Origin of the sequence: Bacillus cereus group sp. MYBK216-1 (genome assembly GCF_051916495.1) — a bacterium.
Classification (GTDB): domain Bacteria; phylum Bacillota; class Bacilli; order Bacillales; family Bacillaceae_G; genus Bacillus_A; species Bacillus_A thuringiensis_K.
Genome location: NZ_JBQAGT010000004.1, coordinates 246,265 through 262,090, shown reverse-complemented (window position 1 = coordinate 262,090; position 15,826 = coordinate 246,265). Strand labels below are relative to the sequence as shown.

Sequence of the window (15,826 nt, the reverse complement as noted above, 5' to 3'; positions counted from 1 at the left end):
AAATTATCATTTTTCTACTGGGAATGATTTCAAATCTGTCGCTATTTCTGTATTAGAAAACAACTCTCTAGCCTCTTTCAATAATTCCTTATATGTATCTCCTTGATAGCGAGAACTAATGTGAGTTAATATTAGTCGCTTCGCATTTGCCTGAAGTGCAATGCTCGCAGCTTGCTTAGATGTAGAATGAAAATAATCATACGCTTGTTGCTCATCTTCTGCTGCGAAAGTCGCTTCATGGACAAGTACATCTGCATCTTGCGCAAGCTCCCTACTCGCTTCGCAATATCGCGTATCACCTAAGATAGTAATAATTCTTCCTTTTTGAGGTGGGCCGATAAACTCATTTCCATTTAATATCGTGCCATCCTCTAATTCAACTACTTCACCATCTTTTAAACGTTTAAAGATTGGACCTGGTTTCACACCCATCTCAAGCAACTTATCAACTAAAAGAGCACCTTGTATATCTTTCTCTACAATACGATATCCAAAGCATTCTATACCGTGTGACAATCTTTTCGTTTCTACATAAAATTCATTATCTTCAAATACGGTACCTTCTTCTGTTATCTCCACAACTTCAAGTGGATATTTCACATGTGTCGTACTTACCGATAATGCCACTTCAATAAATTGTTTAATTCCTTTCGGTCCATACACCGTTAAAGGCGTAGTTCCTCCTTGAAATGAACGGCTACCTAATAAACCAGGCAACCCAAAAATATGATCGCCATGTAAATGCGTAATAAATATTTTTTCAATGCGGCGCGGACGTACAGATGTATGTAATATTTGATGTTGCGTGGCCTCACCACAATCAAATAACCAAGTTTGTCCTCGTTCTTCTAACAATTGTAAAGCAATTGCTGAAACGTTCCTTCCTTTTGAAGGAACACCTGCACCAGTTCCTAAAAATACAAATTCCACTTTCTTTCCTCCAGCTCTAAATATACTCTATCTCTCATCTTACGGAATGTTATTTCAAATGGCAAATTGAATTTACATAACGAAACATCTAGACAACTATATAACACGAACGTTATACTTAAAAAATTTAGCTATCGTTCGTTTTTTGTGTTAAAATAATTATACTACATTTTAAGGGAGCGTTTTATTATGAAAGAAGTATTTCGTTTACAAACTGATTTTTCATCTTCATTTGATCGCTGGGTAAGTTCTTTCGTGTCTGATCACCCAGCACAATTAGAATGGACAACTTTAAAGGAATTAATCCATGAATATACAACATCACATACAAATGATACGTTACCAGCATATATTTCTTCAGCTTTAACATATTACGCCCAACGCGTTTCAACTACAAACAGTTCAGAGATTGTTATTTTTGAAAACCCTACAATCTCGTAATCTATAATAAAAAAAGCACTAGTTACAGTGCTTTTTTTATTTATACTTATTTAACAAATAATCATATTCCGTCCAAAAGTCGGTATACATACTTCGCTCAAACTCATTTGAAATTATCTTTTCACTTGATTTATTAAATAATTCTTTTGCTTGTAGTGCAAAAGAAACAATTTGTTTTCTATATTCATTTTCATTCAATTCTATATGAAGTCCTTCATAGTATATAGCCTTTTGATTAGTAGAAATAACTTTGACAAAGTCCTTTAAAATCACGTTTTCACCTATATGGTTTATAGTCCAATGAATTGAAATTGGGCATCCTAACATTAACATAGTGCCACATCCGTGCAAAATAAGCCCCTCTTCATTTTCAATATCACAAATATATTCTTTATCTAAAGTTCGTAACAAAGCTAAAGCTGATTCACTTATTCCCCATTCCTCATCCATACCTGTCTGCGTAATAATCGTTCCAGCCACATTTAAATATATTTCTCCATGAGAACATAAATCTTCCTGCTCATTAAACAACCATTTTTGATTTTCAATTAAAGATTTATTTTTTAATCAATCTTCTTTGACAGGGGAAGCACTTCCTGTAGAAAAATACGAACACTGCTACCATACAGAAAATAAGCATATCTTACCGAAAAACATGAAAAAAATTACAATCCACTCGATACGGAAAACCTTTGCTTCATGGGAACAAATATTGTAAGTGGTAGCGCAAAAGCTGTTGGCATCTCAACAAGTACCGATACGTATTTCCGCTCTTTAGCAAATAAGGTAATTGGAAAGCGTGTAGAAACAAGCTTTGATAAAGGTGTAAACAAAGTAAGCTGGCTCTTAATTACATTCATGCTTATTATGGCAATCGGGATTTATATTCCATTCTCATCACTTGGTGCCTGTATAATAGGAAAGGTGTCATGATTTTACTACTTCATGACACCTTCTACATAAACTTATTTTCTAACTTTTGTTGAAACGACTTCTCTTGCTTACGTAGTAGTTGACTACCTCGTTGTAAAATTGGTGTTCCATACTTATCATTAATTTGATCAATGACAGCAAGTAGTGGTTCTTTTTTCGCATCCTCTTCAAATGAAAACAAATCTAATTGTTTCACCGATTCTGTCTTCCACTCTATTTCAGTAGCTGTAACACCTAGTAAACGAACAGAATCACCATCCCAATGTTGCTTCCATAAACGGGATGCTGCTTGAAAAATATCACGTTCCTCCCAAATTGCATTTTTCAATTGCTTACTCCGTGTTACTGTTCGCCTATCATGGTATTTAATCATAATTTGAATATTATAGCTGACAAGGGTTCGCTTTTGTAATCTTTTACTCACTGATTTTGATAACCGTTCTAACATATCAAGTAATTCTTTCTCTTCATCCATATCCTTTGAAAAAGTCATCGAGTTACCGACACTTTTATGTTGGCCCATTTGACTCGGATCCACTTCCCTATCATCCGTACCTTTTGCACGCTTCTGTAAATCAATACCGTGCTTCCCAATTTTAGCGCGAATGATATGCTCGTCTCCCTTCGCTAATTGTTCAATTGTATGTATATGAATTTCATTTAATTTTTCAGCTGTTTTTTCTCCAATCCCATGCATTGCTTCAACTGGAAGTGGCCAAATCATTTCTGGAATATCACGTTTTCGAAGTACGGTAATACCGAGAGGTTTTTTCATATCAGAAGCTGTTTTTGCTAGGAAAAGATTTGGAGCGATTCCGATACTACACGGAAGCTGCAACTCTGTTAGTAGTGCTTGTTGAATCATCTTTGCTATTTCAAGAGGCGAACCAAGTGCGTAGCAATCTGTAATATCTAAATATCCTTCATCTATTGAGACTGGTTGTATCTTTTCTGTAAAACGAGAAATGACTTGAAACATTTGAAATGAAGCTTCGCGATATAATGTGAAATTAGGACGCCTTACAACTAATTGCGGGCATAACCTTTTCGCTTCCCAAAGGGGCATCGTCGTACGTATTCCGTATTCTCTCGCCTCATAACTACATGTTATAATAATTCCTTTTCTCTCTTTTTCATTTCCAGCAACCGCTAATGGCTTTCCTTGTAATGATGGATCATGAGCAATTTCAACAGATGCGAAAAAACAATTCATATCTACATGTAAAATTACACGACCATTTTTCGGATACATTTCTCGCATAGTACTCACTCCTAATCAGAACGTTCGTTCTTTTATTATATCAAATTTTGCACAATAGTTATAATAATTACTTGTTCTTTTTTATAGTCGATATAAAGAGGATATATAATAAAGTGAAAGTTTAATCAGCCCTCACCAATCGGGCCTTTACGGGCAGCAGGGCCCCACCTAACTTTTTTACTTTCGCTGAATTTTGAGGTAGGGGTGTTACTGCCCGGCAAATAGCGGGATAAACTCAACTATACATTCCTTTTTGTTATATTAATCATTGCAATTAATTATTTACTACTTCCCATTTTCAATATGAATACGTTAGGATTATTCCCTCGTCTAGTATATGTAGCAACAACGTATATACTTCCATAGGTTTTCTTATATTGGCTTATACGTTTTGTCAAAGCAATCGAGTCAAAATAAAAAGCGTGTAAATCACAATTGATTTACACGCTTTTTCTATTCCATTACTTCGCTACTTCTTCAATAATTGCAACAACTAATTCTGCTGTTTTTGCTAACTCTTCAACAGGAATCTTCTCGTTTGTTGTATGAATTTCTTCATAACCAACTGCTAAGTTAACTGTTGGGATACCATGTCCTGCAATTACGTTTGCATCACTTCCGCCACCACTTTGGTGAAGAGAAGGTGTACGACCAATTTTTTCAGCTGCACGTTTTGCGACTTCTACAACGTGATCGCCATCAGCAAATTTAAATCCTGGGTACATAACGTTTACTTCAACGTCTGCATGACCGCCCATTTCTTTTGCAGTTGTTTCAAATGCTTCTTTCATTTTCGCAACTTGTGCTTCCATTTTCTCATTGATTAAAGAACGAGCTTCTGCAAAGATTTGTACATGATCGCAAACGATATTCGTTTGTGTACCACCTTCAAAACGTCCAATATTTGCAGTCGTTTCAGAGTCAATGCGACCAAGTGGCATCTTCGCAATTGCTTTCGCTGCGATAGTAATTGCAGATACACCTTTCTCCGGCGCTACACCAGCGTGAGCTGTTTTCCCGCGAATAATTGCGTTCACTTTCGCTTGTGTTGGAGCTGCAACAACGATTTCACCAACTTTTCCATCGCTATCTAATGCGTAGCCATATTTCGCTGTAATACGCTCACGGTCTAATGCTTTTGCACCAACAAGACCTGATTCTTCTCCGACTGTAATAATAAATTCAATTTTACCATGAGGGATATTTTTCTCTTTTAAAACACGGATTGCTTCGAACATTGATGCTAATCCAGCTTTATCATCCGCACCTAAAATTGTTGTACCGTCTGATACGATATATCCATCTTTAATAGAAGGCTTAATTCCATTACCAGGAACTACTGTATCCATATGAGAAGTAAAGTAAATTGTATCAACACCCTCTTTTGTTGCTGGTAAAGTACAAATTAAGTTACCTGCACCATGACCAGTTACAGCCATTGTGTCATCTTCAAATACTTCTACACCTAAATCTGTAAATTTCTTCGTTAATACTGTGCAGATTTCTGCTTCAAATTTCGTTTCAGAATCTACTTGTACTAATTCCATAAATTCATTTACTAAACGTTCTTGATTAATCATAAGACTGCGCCTCCTGCACTACCATTATGTATGTAACACTATTAATTATAACAGAATTTCGCAAAAGTTTCGAAATACAAGACAAAAAACAGATGGTTTACATGTCTAGATAACCATCTGCTTTCTATTACTCATTTAACAATACCCAGCGCATATGATCTTCCCACACGCCATTTACCATTAACATCTTCCTAGACACGCCTTCATATTGAAAACCTATCTTCGTTACTACTTGTATAGATGCTAAATTACGAGGCATAATCGGAGCTTCTATACGATGTAACTGAAATTCCTCAAAAGCAACTTGAATCGCTTTTCTAAGTGCTTCTGTCGTATACCCTTTGTTTAACTCTGCTTTATCTAATTTATAACTGAGTACACAAGATTGATAAATGCCACGAACGATTAAATTAAATGAAATACACCCAATTATTTTCGTATCATCACCCTTTTTAAAAATCCATAGTCTGATGATTTTCCCTTCTTCGAACTCTTTTCTATCCTTTTGCAATTTTTTCTTTTGATAATCTAGCGTAAAAAAATCATCCGGTCTATACTCTTCCCAAGCTTTTAAAAATTCACGATTTCTGTCGTAATATTGAAGAACTGTTTCAGCATACGACTCATCAATTTCCCTTAAGTATAAACGATCTGTTTCGTATATTTTCATCATCGTATCTCCATTCTTCAGCTTGCTCAACTAAAAATTAACAATATACCCTTTAACTATATTCTCTATACACACTCAAATTTCCTGTTATATTTTGCAATCCCCTCCCGAATTTTGTCCTCACTCTCCTCTTGTCCATAATTTCATTTCTCGTTACAATGAAATTGTACTGATTTGCAAGGAGGTATAACGATGCATAAAAAAGCTCAAAAAATTATGGTTTATGTGATGCTAATTTCTATGCTTGTAACAACATTACTTGCTGGCGCGAGTATGTTTTGGTAAAAAGGGCGATGTGTTCGTCCTTTTTTTACTTTTTACACATGAAAAAATAAACCATCTCGACATCGAGATGGTTTATTTTATATAAAACACAATCGCTACAATACTAAAGGAAAATGACATTACAAGTGCTATTACAAAACTTGTATATTGTTTCTGCTGAAATGCCCCAATAACAAAAGTGAGATTAAGTAATGCCATACATACAATCGCTACAAGATAAGAACATATATTAAAAGTTGCCAATATGAATGTAATAACAAATAGAAATCCCATAAAAAACTGCATATATGAAAGTTTCGGATTCAAGTACATATGAGCAACCCCTTTATCTAATTTTATCTTTCTATACTCTCATTAACGCACGGTTATGTACACATGTCAAGACAACTTATTATAATAGAAAAAGCCAACCTTTTCGTTGGCTTTTTCATATGCAACGGCTCCTTTTTCTTTTGCCAATTGCTGAAATGATTTTTTCGATTTCACAATCCATACTTTCGTTCCAATTGGAATGCGATCAAACAAATATTCCACATCGTTTTTCTTCATTCTTATACACCCTTGTGAAATATACTTTCCAATTGAACTCGGTTGGTTTGTTCCATGTATTCCATATTTACTTCCATCAGTTCCTCTTGCATTAAATCCAATCCACCTTGACCCAAGTGGATTTTTTGGCGATCCACCTGGAATATCCTTCGCAATGTAATACGGATCCTTTGCTTTCATTACAACATCAAAAGTTCCTTCTGGAGTTAATTCATTCGTTTTCCCTGTCGCTACTGGAAAAACCTTTTGAATCTTTCCATCGTCAATGTAAGCTAATTTATTCGTTGCTTTATTTACAATAATAAAAGGATCTCCGGCACGTGGATTATCCCCAAGAGGCCAAATCGGCGATAAAGAAAGACATAATATGATAGAGAGAAGATACGGCATAGATAATTCCTACCTTCTATATAAGTTCTTTTATATTATCCTTTCCCTTAAAGCGACTTTTAATGAGTAAATATTGTTCCATTTCATACACAAGTTGAACAAGTTTCGCACGTATCTCAAATTCTTCGCGTGTAACTGGCAATGGCATGTCTCTAAATAATTCCCTCATTTCTTGAAGCTGCCTTAAGGAAATAACGCCAGTACTCTCAGGGCTAATAGCATTACCAATGTTTTCAACAACATCTGCAATCATGTCAGCTTGTTCATATGTCCACGATAAAGAAGCTGCTAGTGGTATCATTCGCTCTAAAATTTCGAATTGTTGCATGCGCATATTAAAATAACGATAGTAATAATCATCTTCTCGCATAAATGCATTCTCAAGTTTTTTAAACGATAAATCCCTTGCTTCATTTAACATATTCTCGGTTTCAATGAGTTCTGCTCCACTCCAACTACTTTCTCGATTTCGTAAATACACAACCATTTCAAACAAAATCGTTTTAAAATTACTCTCTATTTTATCCTGATACTCTTTTAGCTTATTTTCACTACTCGGCATATACATATTTACTAATAACGCCACGCTAATCCCTATCGTTAATATAGCAATTTCATTTCCAACTATAAGCCATGTAATTTGCTTCAATGAATATAGATGCATAACAATAACTGAACTCGTGACAATACCTTCTTGAATTTTAAGCATTACTGCAGTCGGAATAAATGTAAGTAACAATATGCTAATTGCAAGTGGTGTATAGCCTATCGTTTCAAAAATACAAAACGCGAATACCATTGATAATACACACGCTAGAAAACGATGTAACGACACTTGAAGCGATTTGCGCTTCGTATTTTGTACACATAAAATAACTAAAATACCTGCTGAACTATAAAATTCTAATCCTAATAACTGAGCAATAAAAACTGCCGCGCCTGTCCCTATTGCTGTTTTTACTGTACGATATCCAATTTTAAACATATCATTACTCCTATATGTATAAACGTATTTACAGCTAGTATAAAAAAAGGATGACACAATGTCATCCTTTTCTACTTATTATTCACATAACCTTTTCATATTACAATATTTTTTGTAAAAATTGTTGCGCACGTTCACTTTTCGGCGCTGCAAAAAATTCTTCTGGCGCACTATCTTCTACAAGCTTTCCTCCGTCCAAGAAAAGAACACGATCTGCCACTTCTTTTGCAAAACCCATTTCATGTGTAACGATAGCCATCGTCATTCCTGTCGTAACTAACGATTTCATAACTTCTAACACTTCTTTCACCATCTCTGGATCTAGCGCCGATGTCGGTTCATCAAATAACATAACTTCCGGTTCCATTGCTAACGCTCTTGCAATTGCTACACGTTGCTTTTGTCCTCCCGAAAGACGATTTGGATACGTATCTTTTTTATCTACTAATCCAACCTTTTCTAAAAGTTTCTCAGCTTTCTTTTCAGCTTCTTGCTTCGTTACCCCTCTTACATTGATAGGAGCATACGTAATATTTTCTAATACAGTCATATGAGGAAATAAGTGAAAATGCTGAAATACCATACCGACATTTTCACGAACATGCATAACATTCGTTTTCGGATTGGTTACTTCTTCCGTTCCAATCCAAATGTGACCATCCGTTGGTGCTTCTAACATATTCATACAACGTAAAAATGTTGATTTTCCTGATCCAGAAGGTCCTATAATTGCAACTACTTCCCCTTTTTCAATCGTTGTTGTAATTCCTTTTAATACTTCGTTTTTACCAAATGATTTATGAAGGTTTTCAATTTTAATCACTTTTCTTCATTCTCCCTTCAATTGCCTTCCCGACTAATGTAAGAATAATGACTAACATATAATAAATCAGTCCAACAAAAAGTAATGGTTCAAGATATTTAAATGTCTCACCGCCTACAATGTAAGCACGACGCATTAAATCAGTCGCGCCTATTACTGTTACTACAGCCGATTCTTTCGTAAGTGTCGCAAATTCATTCACAAGCGCTGGTAATATATTTTTTAATGCTTGAGGGAAAATAATATTTCTCATCATTTTTCCGTATGGTATCCCTAAAGCCATTGCTGCTTCTGTTTGTCCTTTATCAACCGCTTGAATACCAGCACGAATTACTTCTGACATGTATGCACCTGAATTCAAGCTAAACGCAAGTACAGCTGCTAAGAATGCTGGTATTTCATAACCAATTATTTGTGGGACGCCGAAATAAATAATCATTAATTGCAATACAAGTGGTGTACCACGAAAAATTGATGTATAAAAATCTGCTGCTATATTTAATGCTCGTATTCTAACAATTTTACAAAGTGCTAATAGCGTTCCTAAAATAAATCCTGCTAAAGCTGATACCGCTACAATTTTCAAAGTAACTTCTAAACCTTTTAGTATATATGGTATCGAAGGCGTAATCGCTGAAAAATCTAAATTCATTCTTTTCATTCCCCTCACAGAAAAGTGAAAGGCAGCTTATTTTCCGCTGCCAAACCATTTCTTCACTAATTTATCCATTTCTCCATTTTCTTGCATTTTTTTAATTACTTTATTAAATTCAGCTGTTTTATCACTGTTTTTCGGAAGGGCAATTGCTGCTCCAACTTCTTCTGGTGCTTCTTTAATTTCAATTCCTTGTAAATCTTTCATTTTCTCTAAATAATTTTTAGCAACTGTGTCTTCTATAATTGCAGCCTCAAAACGACCAGCTTTAATTTCTTGTACGATTTCTGGTATACGGTCACGTCCCTCAACTTGGAAATCTACTTGTTTTTTAAATTCGGCTGCTTTCTCTTCTTGAATAGACCCTGTTTGTACTCCTACTTTTTTCCCTTTTAAATCCTCTACAGATTTAATGTTAGAATCCTTTTTAGAAACGACCATATTTTTCGCAACAAAATAAATATCTGTAAAATCAACGTTATTTTTACGCTCTGCAGTTGGCGTCATGCCTGCCATTACGAAATCAACTTTTCCTGAACTAAGAGATGCTAATAAACCACCAAAATCCATATCTTTCACTTTCACTTCATACCCAAGTTCTTTTCCGATATATTTAGCAACATCAACATCAAAACCAATAATTTCATCACTTTTTGAAGCTTCCACGTATTCATATGGTTTATAATCCGCTGAAGTCCCCATTACGAGTACTTTCTTATTTCCTTTTCTTTCTTTCGGCTCCCCATTACTACAAGCGCTGAATATACTTACAATTAAAATAAGTGCAAACGATATTGATACTAACTTCTTCATCTTTCTTCCCCCTAATAATGTATATTTAAAAGTTTAATAGAATATTTATTCGATGTTTGTATTGTATCAGCACTTTTATTTTTATGCAATATATAAAATAAAAATAAATAAAACAGCAATACAAACGCTGTTTATTATGTATAAAAAAATGCATAAAACAACATAACTATGCATATCTCAGAAATTTTAATAATAAATAAAAAAGCGGCACATCCACTTGATTGTGGATGTGCCGCTTTTTTATTTATTATAGTTCTTCACAATTCTCTTCGAAATACGATTGTAGTTTCGCAATAACTTGCATCGGTTCATGACCTTCAATTTCATGACGCTCTACCATCGTTACAATTTTTCCATCTTTTAATAAAGCAAATGATGGAGAAGAAGGTGGGTACCCTTCGAAATATTCACGCGCTCTTGCTGTCGCTTCTTTATCTTGACCTGCAAACACCGTTACAAGGTGGTTAGGACGTTTATCATAATGTACGGAATGCGCAGCAGCAGGACGAGCAATACCACCTGCACAACCACATACAGAGTTTACCATTACAAGTGTTGTTCCATTTCTTTTAAATGCTTCTTCTACCGCTTCTGGCGTCGTCAATTCTGTATATCCAGCAGAGACAATCTCTTCACGCGCTTGGCGGACAACATCATTCATAAAAAAGTTAAAATTAATCACTCTTTTCCCTCCTCTAAAACTACCTATTTGTATCTTACCAGTTAATGTTTATGAAATACAAGTAAGTTTACTTGTATTTAAGTATAGAAAAGGTGTTAGAGCTCTTGCTCTAACACCTTTTCTTTAATGACCACGATGTTTTTGCTTTGCTTTTTGTACTTTAATTAAACGTCTTCTTTCTTTTTCAGCTTCTCGCTTCTCTTTAGACTGCACTTTCTTTTCTTGCTTATGCAATTCATAAGATAAACTAATCGCCTCTTGCGCCTTAGTAAAACGTTTAATAGTTGTTTCTTTTGCTGCTTGTCGTATGATACGCTTTATGTTTTTAGGACGCTGTTTTTCATTAACTTCTACACCACATTTTGCAAAGTGCTGAAAATGCTCTAAAATTGAACCATTCACAAACATAAGCACTTCTTCATCTGACGGTTCCGCTCCAAAAATATACCTCGCTCCATACAATTTCCCTTTTTCTTTACATGTAATAATTCCAACAAAAAATTGACCATCGTGATATACTGTCAAATCCATTGACAGCCCCTCCTTTAAAAGATTAGAAATACGGGACATCCCGGAGGGGAAGGTTACTGACATGAAATCATGCGTCTGGACTACCAACCAGAGCTGTGTTTTTGTATTTCTTTCACTATTATTATATCTTTTTTTCCATAATCTTCATATATTCAGCAATCATTTTTTTATGCGATCCTACAATATAGTCAGGTAGTTCTGTTAGTGAAAAGAATTTAAGCTGAACTGCTTCTTCTTTATTCATAACAAAATCCCCTTCGTATTCATCCGTATAATAGGCGGTTGTTACAGATTGAAATTCATCACCGTTTGCTAATTTTGTAAAGTAGTTCGCTCCAGAAAATACATTGATTAGTCGCAAATTCTTCACTTTTATTCCTGTCTCTTCATATACTTCACGATAAGCTGTTTCTTCTGGTGATTCACTAAGCTCCATTAGCCCGCCAGGTAGCCCCCATTTTCCGTACGGCTCTGTCCGCTGCTGTAATAAAACATATCCATTTTCATTTATAACGAGTACAACAGCACCAACTAAAATTAAAGGGCGATGACCAACTATTTTTCGTAATTCTTCTACATATCCCACCGTATCGCCTCCTTTTTCGTTGTCCACACTATTGTATCATATGTACGAAACGACAAAATGCGTATATCTTTCATTTTTTTAACAAAATATTTATTTTATGTGATTCATCTATTGTAGCTAACATGATAGATTCGACTTCTGTACTCTCCTCTATAAATTCTCTCGCCCACGCTTCTGTTTTTCCTAATAATGCAAGAACATCTTTCTGTATCCTCCCATCCTTTACTAATACAAAAGAAACTGGAGATTTTTTTCCCGCCACTTTAAGATCAAGCCGCGAAACTGCTTCATATTCTGGATACCGAAATATAGAAACGACACCGTTCGCTTCCCATAATGCTAATTTAATCGTTTGAATATCGCTCACATTTCGCATACGAAATTCCGAAAATAAATATCCCGCCGTAATTCTCGCCTTTTTCAAATTGCTACAATCAATGGAACCATTATGTATAAGAATAATCGGTGCAGGCTTTAAAAACCGTCTCCATCTATCCCATTTCAACATTAAAATAGAGCTTACAATATGAAGTACAACTAGTATACAAATTGTACTCATTGAACCAAGTAATCCGACCTTTTCATCAAAAACTGCATTAGAAATATTCCCGCCAAGTAATAACACTAATACAACATCTAAAAAACGAAGTTGTGCGATAGACCTTTGCCCATCGCTTTCGCAACTAATATTAAAAATATGTATGCTATAATAGCCCGAATAACCCATTTACTATTAGAAAGATGCCGTGCTCCTTCAAAAATATGCATATGCATCACTTTGCACTCCTTACCCGTCTCAAACTGCTATCCTGTTTAGTTTGCAACGTTTATGAGCATATATGTAAAAAAGCTGGTTCGTTTAAAAACGAACCAGTTTTTTTTACTTAACTGAAAACATATATTTTTTATAAGTTTTCCGTACCGATAGTATGAGCCCCATCATAATCATATTCGAGAATAAGGAACTTCCCCCATACGATAAGAAAGGTAATGCAATACCTTTTACAGGCATTAATCCAACAATCATACCGATGTTTTGGAATATTTGAACTGTTAATATACCGATCGATCCAGCGCATAATAATGTACCAAATAAATTATCAGCGGAATAACCAATAATAATTGTTCGATATAGTAGTAATAGGAACAAGAAGACAACTAAGGCTGCTACGATAAATCCACCTTCTTCGGCAATTGTAGCGAAAATAAAGTCAGTATGCTTCTCTGGGATATAGACGCTTCCTCCACCGTATCCTTTACCTTCCATACCTCCACTACCTACAGCTAGAATCGATTGCTGTGTTTGATAGCCTTGATCTGTATGTTCAAATGGGTCCAACCAACCTAAAATACGTGACTGTTGGTGAGGTTTTAGTAATGTAACTAAATTATTATAGAAAAAATCCTGATACTTAAAGTAAATAAACATTAACACAGATAATATCGTCACCGGAATAACTGTGCATATTGCTATCAATTTCTTCTGAATACCTGACATAAATAAAATACATGCAATAGCAGCAGCATATAAGAACACCATACCTGTATCCGGTTGGCTATATACAATTGCCGTAGGAGGAATAGATACTAGCATAATCTTTCCTACTAATATTAAGTCTGTTTTAAATGTTCGAACCATATGCTGTGCATTATGCTTTACGGCTAAATTTGCTACTAACATAACCAGTGCAATTTTGAAAAACTCTGACGGCTGAATAGATCCAATTAGTGGAAATCTAAACCATCTTTTTGCTCCTAGTATCTCCGGTGTAAAGGTTGAAACCGGTAATATTTTTAGTAGAATAATTGACAAAAACGTTGCAATATACAATGGCCATGATAATTTTTGTAGCTGATCTGAATCAACACTTGCAACAAGAAGTAACATTACAATTCCAATTATGTAGTTAATACCTTGTTTCAAAGCAAAATTCTCAGCCCCATATTGGCCAGTTTGCTGACTGCTATATATAGCAGCTATACTCGTCACACATAGTGCACACAAAATTAAAATTAATTTTACATCTAAACTTTTTAGAAACTCGGTACTTCTTTTCATGACATCCTCCTGAAACATTGTTACGGCAAAAATAAAAAACCAGGAGTCAACATTCTTCATGTTTTGACGACTGATTACACATTATCTATAAAACACTTATATAGAATAACTCTCTTTTTCATACAATACAATATATTATACTACAGTTTCATCAGTAAGATTTGCCAAAAAAATTATTCTTTTCTTATTTTATATCCATATACCATATATCAGCAATGTATTTTCGTAAATTCCTAATACATAATCGTTTATTGTAAGATTACTGGGAAAGGTATTTATACATATAGTAGGATGTAGATGAAGAAATAAGATAATAAAAAGCTCGCATAAGCGAGCTTTTTATTAATATACAGATGTATTATTTTCTGACATGTTTTCCAAAATTTCTTTAACACGTCCTAAGAACTTACCACAAATTAAACCATCAAGTACTCGGTGATCAAGTGATAAACATAAGTTAACCATATCACGAGCACCGAACATACCGTTATCCATAATTACTGGGCGTTTTACAATTGATTCAACTTGTAAAATAGCCGCTTGTGGGTAATTAATAATACCCATAGATTGAACAGAACCGAATGATCCTGTGTTATTAATTGTAAATGTTCCACCTTGCATTTCGTCTGCTTTTAACGATTTCGTACGTACTTTTCCTGCAAGTTCTGTAATTTCACGAGCGATACCTTTAATTGTTTTCTCGTCCGCTTGCTTAATTACTGGTACAAATAGTTCTTCCTCTGTTGCAACAGCGATAGAAAGGTTAATATCTTTCTTCTGAACAATTTTATCGCCAGCCCACATTGAATTAATTTGAGGATACTCTTTTAACGCTTGTGCTACTGCTTTTACGAAGAAAGCAAAGAACGTTAAGTTAAAGCCTTCACGCTTCTTAAAGTCGCCTTTAATTGAGTTACGGTATGACACAAGGTTTGTCACATCTACTTCAATCATCATCCAAGCATGTGGTGCTTCGTGTTTACTACGTAACATGTTTGCTGCGATTGCTTTACGCACACCTGTTACTGGAATTTCGATATCTCCAGGCATTGTAGGTACAGAAACTGGTTTCGCAGCTTCTACTTTTTGCGCTACTGGTGCTGCTGGGCGAGCTTCTACTACTGCCGCTACAGCTTCCTCTTTCTTCGCCGCACCTGCTTGCGGAATATTTCCAGATTCCACTAGCTTTAAAATATCTTTACGAGTGATACGGCCGTTTGCTCCCGTACCCTCTACTAGATCTAAATCAACGTTATGCTCACCCGCAAGTTTTAACACAGCTGGTGAAAAACGTGGTTTTCCATCAGTTGGTTGTTTTACTTTCGGTGCTTTTTCAGGCGTAATTGCTGCTGCCTTTGGTTCTTCTTTCGTTTTTTCCTCAACAGCTGTTGCTGCTACTTCGTCTGCGCCTTCTACTTGAATCACACAAACTACTTCACCTACAGCTAACGTATCACCTTCACCAGCGATTAACTCTTTCACAATACCAGTGAAAGAAGATGGTACTTCAGCATTTACTTTATCAGTCATTACTTCTGCAAGCGGATCATACTTGTTTACGTGATCGCCAACATTAACGAGCCATTTACTAATTGTGCCCTCTGTAACGCTCTCCCCGAGCTGAGGCATTGTAATATTTTCTACAGCCATGTA

At 35.3% G+C, this 15,826-nt stretch carries 18 protein-coding genes and 2 pseudogenes; 3 read left to right on the top strand and 17 right to left on the bottom strand.

What is annotated here, in order from left to right; translation table 11 throughout:
- Window positions 1-6: 6 nt before the first annotated feature.
- Complete coding sequence (rnz, locus tag ACTFRH_RS15850) at window positions 7-930, bottom strand: ribonuclease Z (RefSeq protein WP_000397455.1); 924 nt, start codon at window positions 928-930, stop codon at window positions 7-9.
- 189 nt (window positions 931-1,119) lie between these two features.
- Between rnz and ACTFRH_RS15845 the strand changes: the two genes are divergently transcribed.
- Complete coding sequence (locus ACTFRH_RS15845) at window positions 1,120-1,371, top strand: DUF3932 family protein (protein WP_000665709.1); 252 nt, start codon at window positions 1,120-1,122, stop codon at window positions 1,369-1,371.
- Between the two features lie 36 nt (window positions 1,372-1,407).
- Here ACTFRH_RS15845 and ACTFRH_RS15840 read toward each other — a convergent pair whose 3' ends face one another.
- Window positions 1,408-1,920, bottom strand: a complete 513-nt coding sequence (locus ACTFRH_RS15840) for a hypothetical protein (RefSeq protein WP_033690062.1) — start codon at window positions 1,918-1,920, stop codon at window positions 1,408-1,410.
- On the opposite strand from ACTFRH_RS15840, the pseudogene ACTFRH_RS15835 reads away from it, so the two are divergent.
- Window positions 1,916-2,244: pseudogene (locus ACTFRH_RS15835) on the top strand (P-type ATPase); the annotation flags it as partial. The gene ACTFRH_RS15840 and the pseudogene ACTFRH_RS15835 overlap by 5 nt on opposite strands.
- A gap of 82 nt (window positions 2,245-2,326) precedes the next feature.
- Here the strand turns inward: ACTFRH_RS15835 and ACTFRH_RS15830 are convergent.
- From ACTFRH_RS15830 to ACTFRH_RS15820, 3 genes are all read right to left on the bottom strand, one after another.
- Entirely contained in the window at window positions 2,327-3,565 is a 1,239-nt protein-coding gene (locus ACTFRH_RS15830; RefSeq protein WP_001208853.1) for a DNA polymerase IV, read from the bottom strand.
- A gap of 461 nt (window positions 3,566-4,026) precedes the next feature.
- Window positions 4,027-5,145 carry a tripeptidase T gene (locus tag ACTFRH_RS15825; RefSeq protein WP_000609824.1) on the bottom strand — a complete coding sequence of 373 codons (1,119 nt, stop codon included), beginning with the start codon at window positions 5,143-5,145 and terminating at the stop codon, window positions 4,027-4,029.
- A 127-nt stretch (window positions 5,146-5,272) separates the two neighbouring features.
- The gene (locus tag ACTFRH_RS15820) at window positions 5,273-5,818 is read right to left on the bottom strand and encodes a GNAT family N-acetyltransferase (protein WP_033672813.1); all 546 of its coding nucleotides are present in this window, start codon (window positions 5,816-5,818) and stop codon (window positions 5,273-5,275) included.
- A 189-nt stretch (window positions 5,819-6,007) separates the two neighbouring features.
- Here ACTFRH_RS15820 and prli42 point away from each other — a divergent pair, with 189 nt between their 5' ends.
- A complete protein-coding gene (gene prli42 / locus ACTFRH_RS15815; RefSeq protein WP_000549037.1) occupies window positions 6,008-6,100 on the top strand; it encodes a stressosome-associated protein Prli42 in 93 nt (30 codons plus the stop codon).
- A 72-nt stretch (window positions 6,101-6,172) separates the two neighbouring features.
- Here prli42 and ACTFRH_RS15810 read toward each other — a convergent pair whose 3' ends face one another.
- The 12 genes and pseudogenes from ACTFRH_RS15810 to ACTFRH_RS15755 all read right to left on the bottom strand — a co-directional run bounded on the left by ACTFRH_RS15810 (window position 6,173) and on the right by ACTFRH_RS15755 (window position 15,823).
- Window positions 6,173-6,412, bottom strand: coding sequence for a DUF3894 domain-containing protein (locus tag ACTFRH_RS15810; RefSeq protein ID WP_000281167.1), 240 nt, complete (start codon window positions 6,410-6,412; stop codon window positions 6,173-6,175).
- Between the two features lie 66 nt (window positions 6,413-6,478).
- Window positions 6,479-7,039, bottom strand: a complete 561-nt coding sequence (locus tag ACTFRH_RS15805) for a L,D-transpeptidase (RefSeq protein ID WP_001146566.1) — start codon at window positions 7,037-7,039, stop codon at window positions 6,479-6,481.
- Window positions 7,040-7,055: 16 nt separating this feature from the next.
- Window positions 7,056-8,024 carry an aromatic acid exporter family protein gene (locus ACTFRH_RS15800; protein WP_000472672.1) on the bottom strand — a complete coding sequence of 323 codons (969 nt, stop codon included), beginning with the start codon at window positions 8,022-8,024 and terminating at the stop codon, window positions 7,056-7,058.
- Between the two features lie 100 nt (window positions 8,025-8,124).
- Window positions 8,125-8,847: an amino acid ABC transporter ATP-binding protein gene (locus ACTFRH_RS15795; RefSeq protein ID WP_000590204.1), complete on the bottom strand. Its 723-nt coding sequence runs from the start codon at window positions 8,845-8,847 to the stop codon at window positions 8,125-8,127.
- Window positions 8,840-9,499, bottom strand: coding sequence for an amino acid ABC transporter permease (locus ACTFRH_RS15790; RefSeq protein ID WP_001046920.1), 660 nt, complete (start codon window positions 9,497-9,499; stop codon window positions 8,840-8,842). The genes ACTFRH_RS15795 and ACTFRH_RS15790 overlap by 8 nt, the downstream gene beginning before the upstream one ends.
- Window positions 9,500-9,535: 36 nt before the next feature.
- Window positions 9,536-10,315 carry a transporter substrate-binding domain-containing protein gene (locus ACTFRH_RS15785; protein WP_000737669.1) on the bottom strand — a complete coding sequence of 260 codons (780 nt, stop codon included), beginning with the start codon at window positions 10,313-10,315 and terminating at the stop codon, window positions 9,536-9,538.
- A 247-nt stretch (window positions 10,316-10,562) separates the two neighbouring features.
- Window positions 10,563-10,976: a BrxA/BrxB family bacilliredoxin gene (locus ACTFRH_RS15780; RefSeq protein WP_001979317.1), complete on the bottom strand. Its 414-nt coding sequence runs from the start codon at window positions 10,974-10,976 to the stop codon at window positions 10,563-10,565.
- A 144-nt stretch (window positions 10,977-11,120) separates the two neighbouring features.
- On the bottom strand, window positions 11,121-11,528 hold the full coding sequence (locus ACTFRH_RS15775; protein WP_000366582.1) for a YjdF family protein: 408 nt from the start codon (window positions 11,526-11,528) through the stop codon (window positions 11,121-11,123).
- Between the two features lie 121 nt (window positions 11,529-11,649).
- Complete coding sequence (locus tag ACTFRH_RS15770) at window positions 11,650-12,114, bottom strand: NUDIX hydrolase (RefSeq protein WP_000542550.1); 465 nt, start codon at window positions 12,112-12,114, stop codon at window positions 11,650-11,652.
- Between the two features lie 70 nt (window positions 12,115-12,184).
- Window positions 12,185-12,888, bottom strand: a pseudogene (locus ACTFRH_RS15765) (DUF421 domain-containing protein).
- 106 nt (window positions 12,889-12,994) lie between these two features.
- Window positions 12,995-14,173, bottom strand: coding sequence for an FtsW/RodA/SpoVE family cell cycle protein (locus ACTFRH_RS15760; protein ID WP_000831183.1), 1,179 nt, complete (start codon window positions 14,171-14,173; stop codon window positions 12,995-12,997).
- Between the two features lie 342 nt (window positions 14,174-14,515).
- Window positions 14,516-15,823: a dihydrolipoamide acetyltransferase family protein gene (locus ACTFRH_RS15755; protein ID WP_000257643.1), complete on the bottom strand. Its 1,308-nt coding sequence runs from the start codon at window positions 15,821-15,823 to the stop codon at window positions 14,516-14,518.
- Window positions 15,824-15,826 lie beyond the last annotated feature (3 nt).

What these genes read in the sequence shown, in the direction of transcription:
- ACTFRH_RS15845 (WP_000665709.1), top strand. Translation starts at nt 1,120, where the DNA reads ATGAAAGAAGTATTTCGTTTACAAACTGATTTTTCATCTTCATTTGAT.
- ACTFRH_RS15830 (WP_001208853.1), bottom strand. Translation starts at nt 3,565, where the DNA reads ATGCGAGAAATGTATCCGAAAAATGGTCGTGTAATTTTACATGTAGAT.
- ACTFRH_RS15825 (WP_000609824.1), bottom strand. Translation starts at nt 5,145, where the DNA reads ATGATTAATCAAGAACGTTTAGTAAATGAATTTATGGAATTAGTACAA.
- ACTFRH_RS15820 (WP_033672813.1), bottom strand. Translation starts at nt 5,818, where the DNA reads ATGATGAAAATATACGAAACAGATCGTTTATACTTAAGGGAAATTGAT.
- prli42 (WP_000549037.1), top strand. Translation starts at nt 6,008, where the DNA reads ATGCATAAAAAAGCTCAAAAAATTATGGTTTATGTGATGCTAATTTCT.
- ACTFRH_RS15810 (WP_000281167.1), bottom strand. Translation starts at nt 6,412, where the DNA reads ATGTACTTGAATCCGAAACTTTCATATATGCAGTTTTTTATGGGATTT.
- ACTFRH_RS15805 (WP_001146566.1), bottom strand. Translation starts at nt 7,039, where the DNA reads ATGCCGTATCTTCTCTCTATCATATTATGTCTTTCTTTATCGCCGATT.
- ACTFRH_RS15800 (WP_000472672.1), bottom strand. Translation starts at nt 8,024, where the DNA reads ATGTTTAAAATTGGATATCGTACAGTAAAAACAGCAATAGGGACAGGC.
- ACTFRH_RS15790 (WP_001046920.1), bottom strand. Translation starts at nt 9,499, where the DNA reads ATGAATTTAGATTTTTCAGCGATTACGCCTTCGATACCATATATACTA.
- ACTFRH_RS15785 (WP_000737669.1), bottom strand. Translation starts at nt 10,315, where the DNA reads ATGAAGAAGTTAGTATCAATATCGTTTGCACTTATTTTAATTGTAAGT.
- ACTFRH_RS15780 (WP_001979317.1), bottom strand. Translation starts at nt 10,976, where the DNA reads ATGAATGATGTTGTCCGCCAAGCGCGTGAAGAGATTGTCTCTGCTGGA.
- ACTFRH_RS15775 (WP_000366582.1), bottom strand. Translation starts at nt 11,528, where the DNA reads ATGGATTTGACAGTATATCACGATGGTCAATTTTTTGTTGGAATTATT.
- ACTFRH_RS15760 (WP_000831183.1), bottom strand. Translation starts at nt 14,173, where the DNA reads ATGAAAAGAAGTACCGAGTTTCTAAAAAGTTTAGATGTAAAATTAATT.
- ACTFRH_RS15755 (WP_000257643.1), bottom strand. Translation starts at nt 15,823, where the DNA reads ATGGCTGTAGAAAATATTACAATGCCTCAGCTCGGGGAGAGCGTTACA.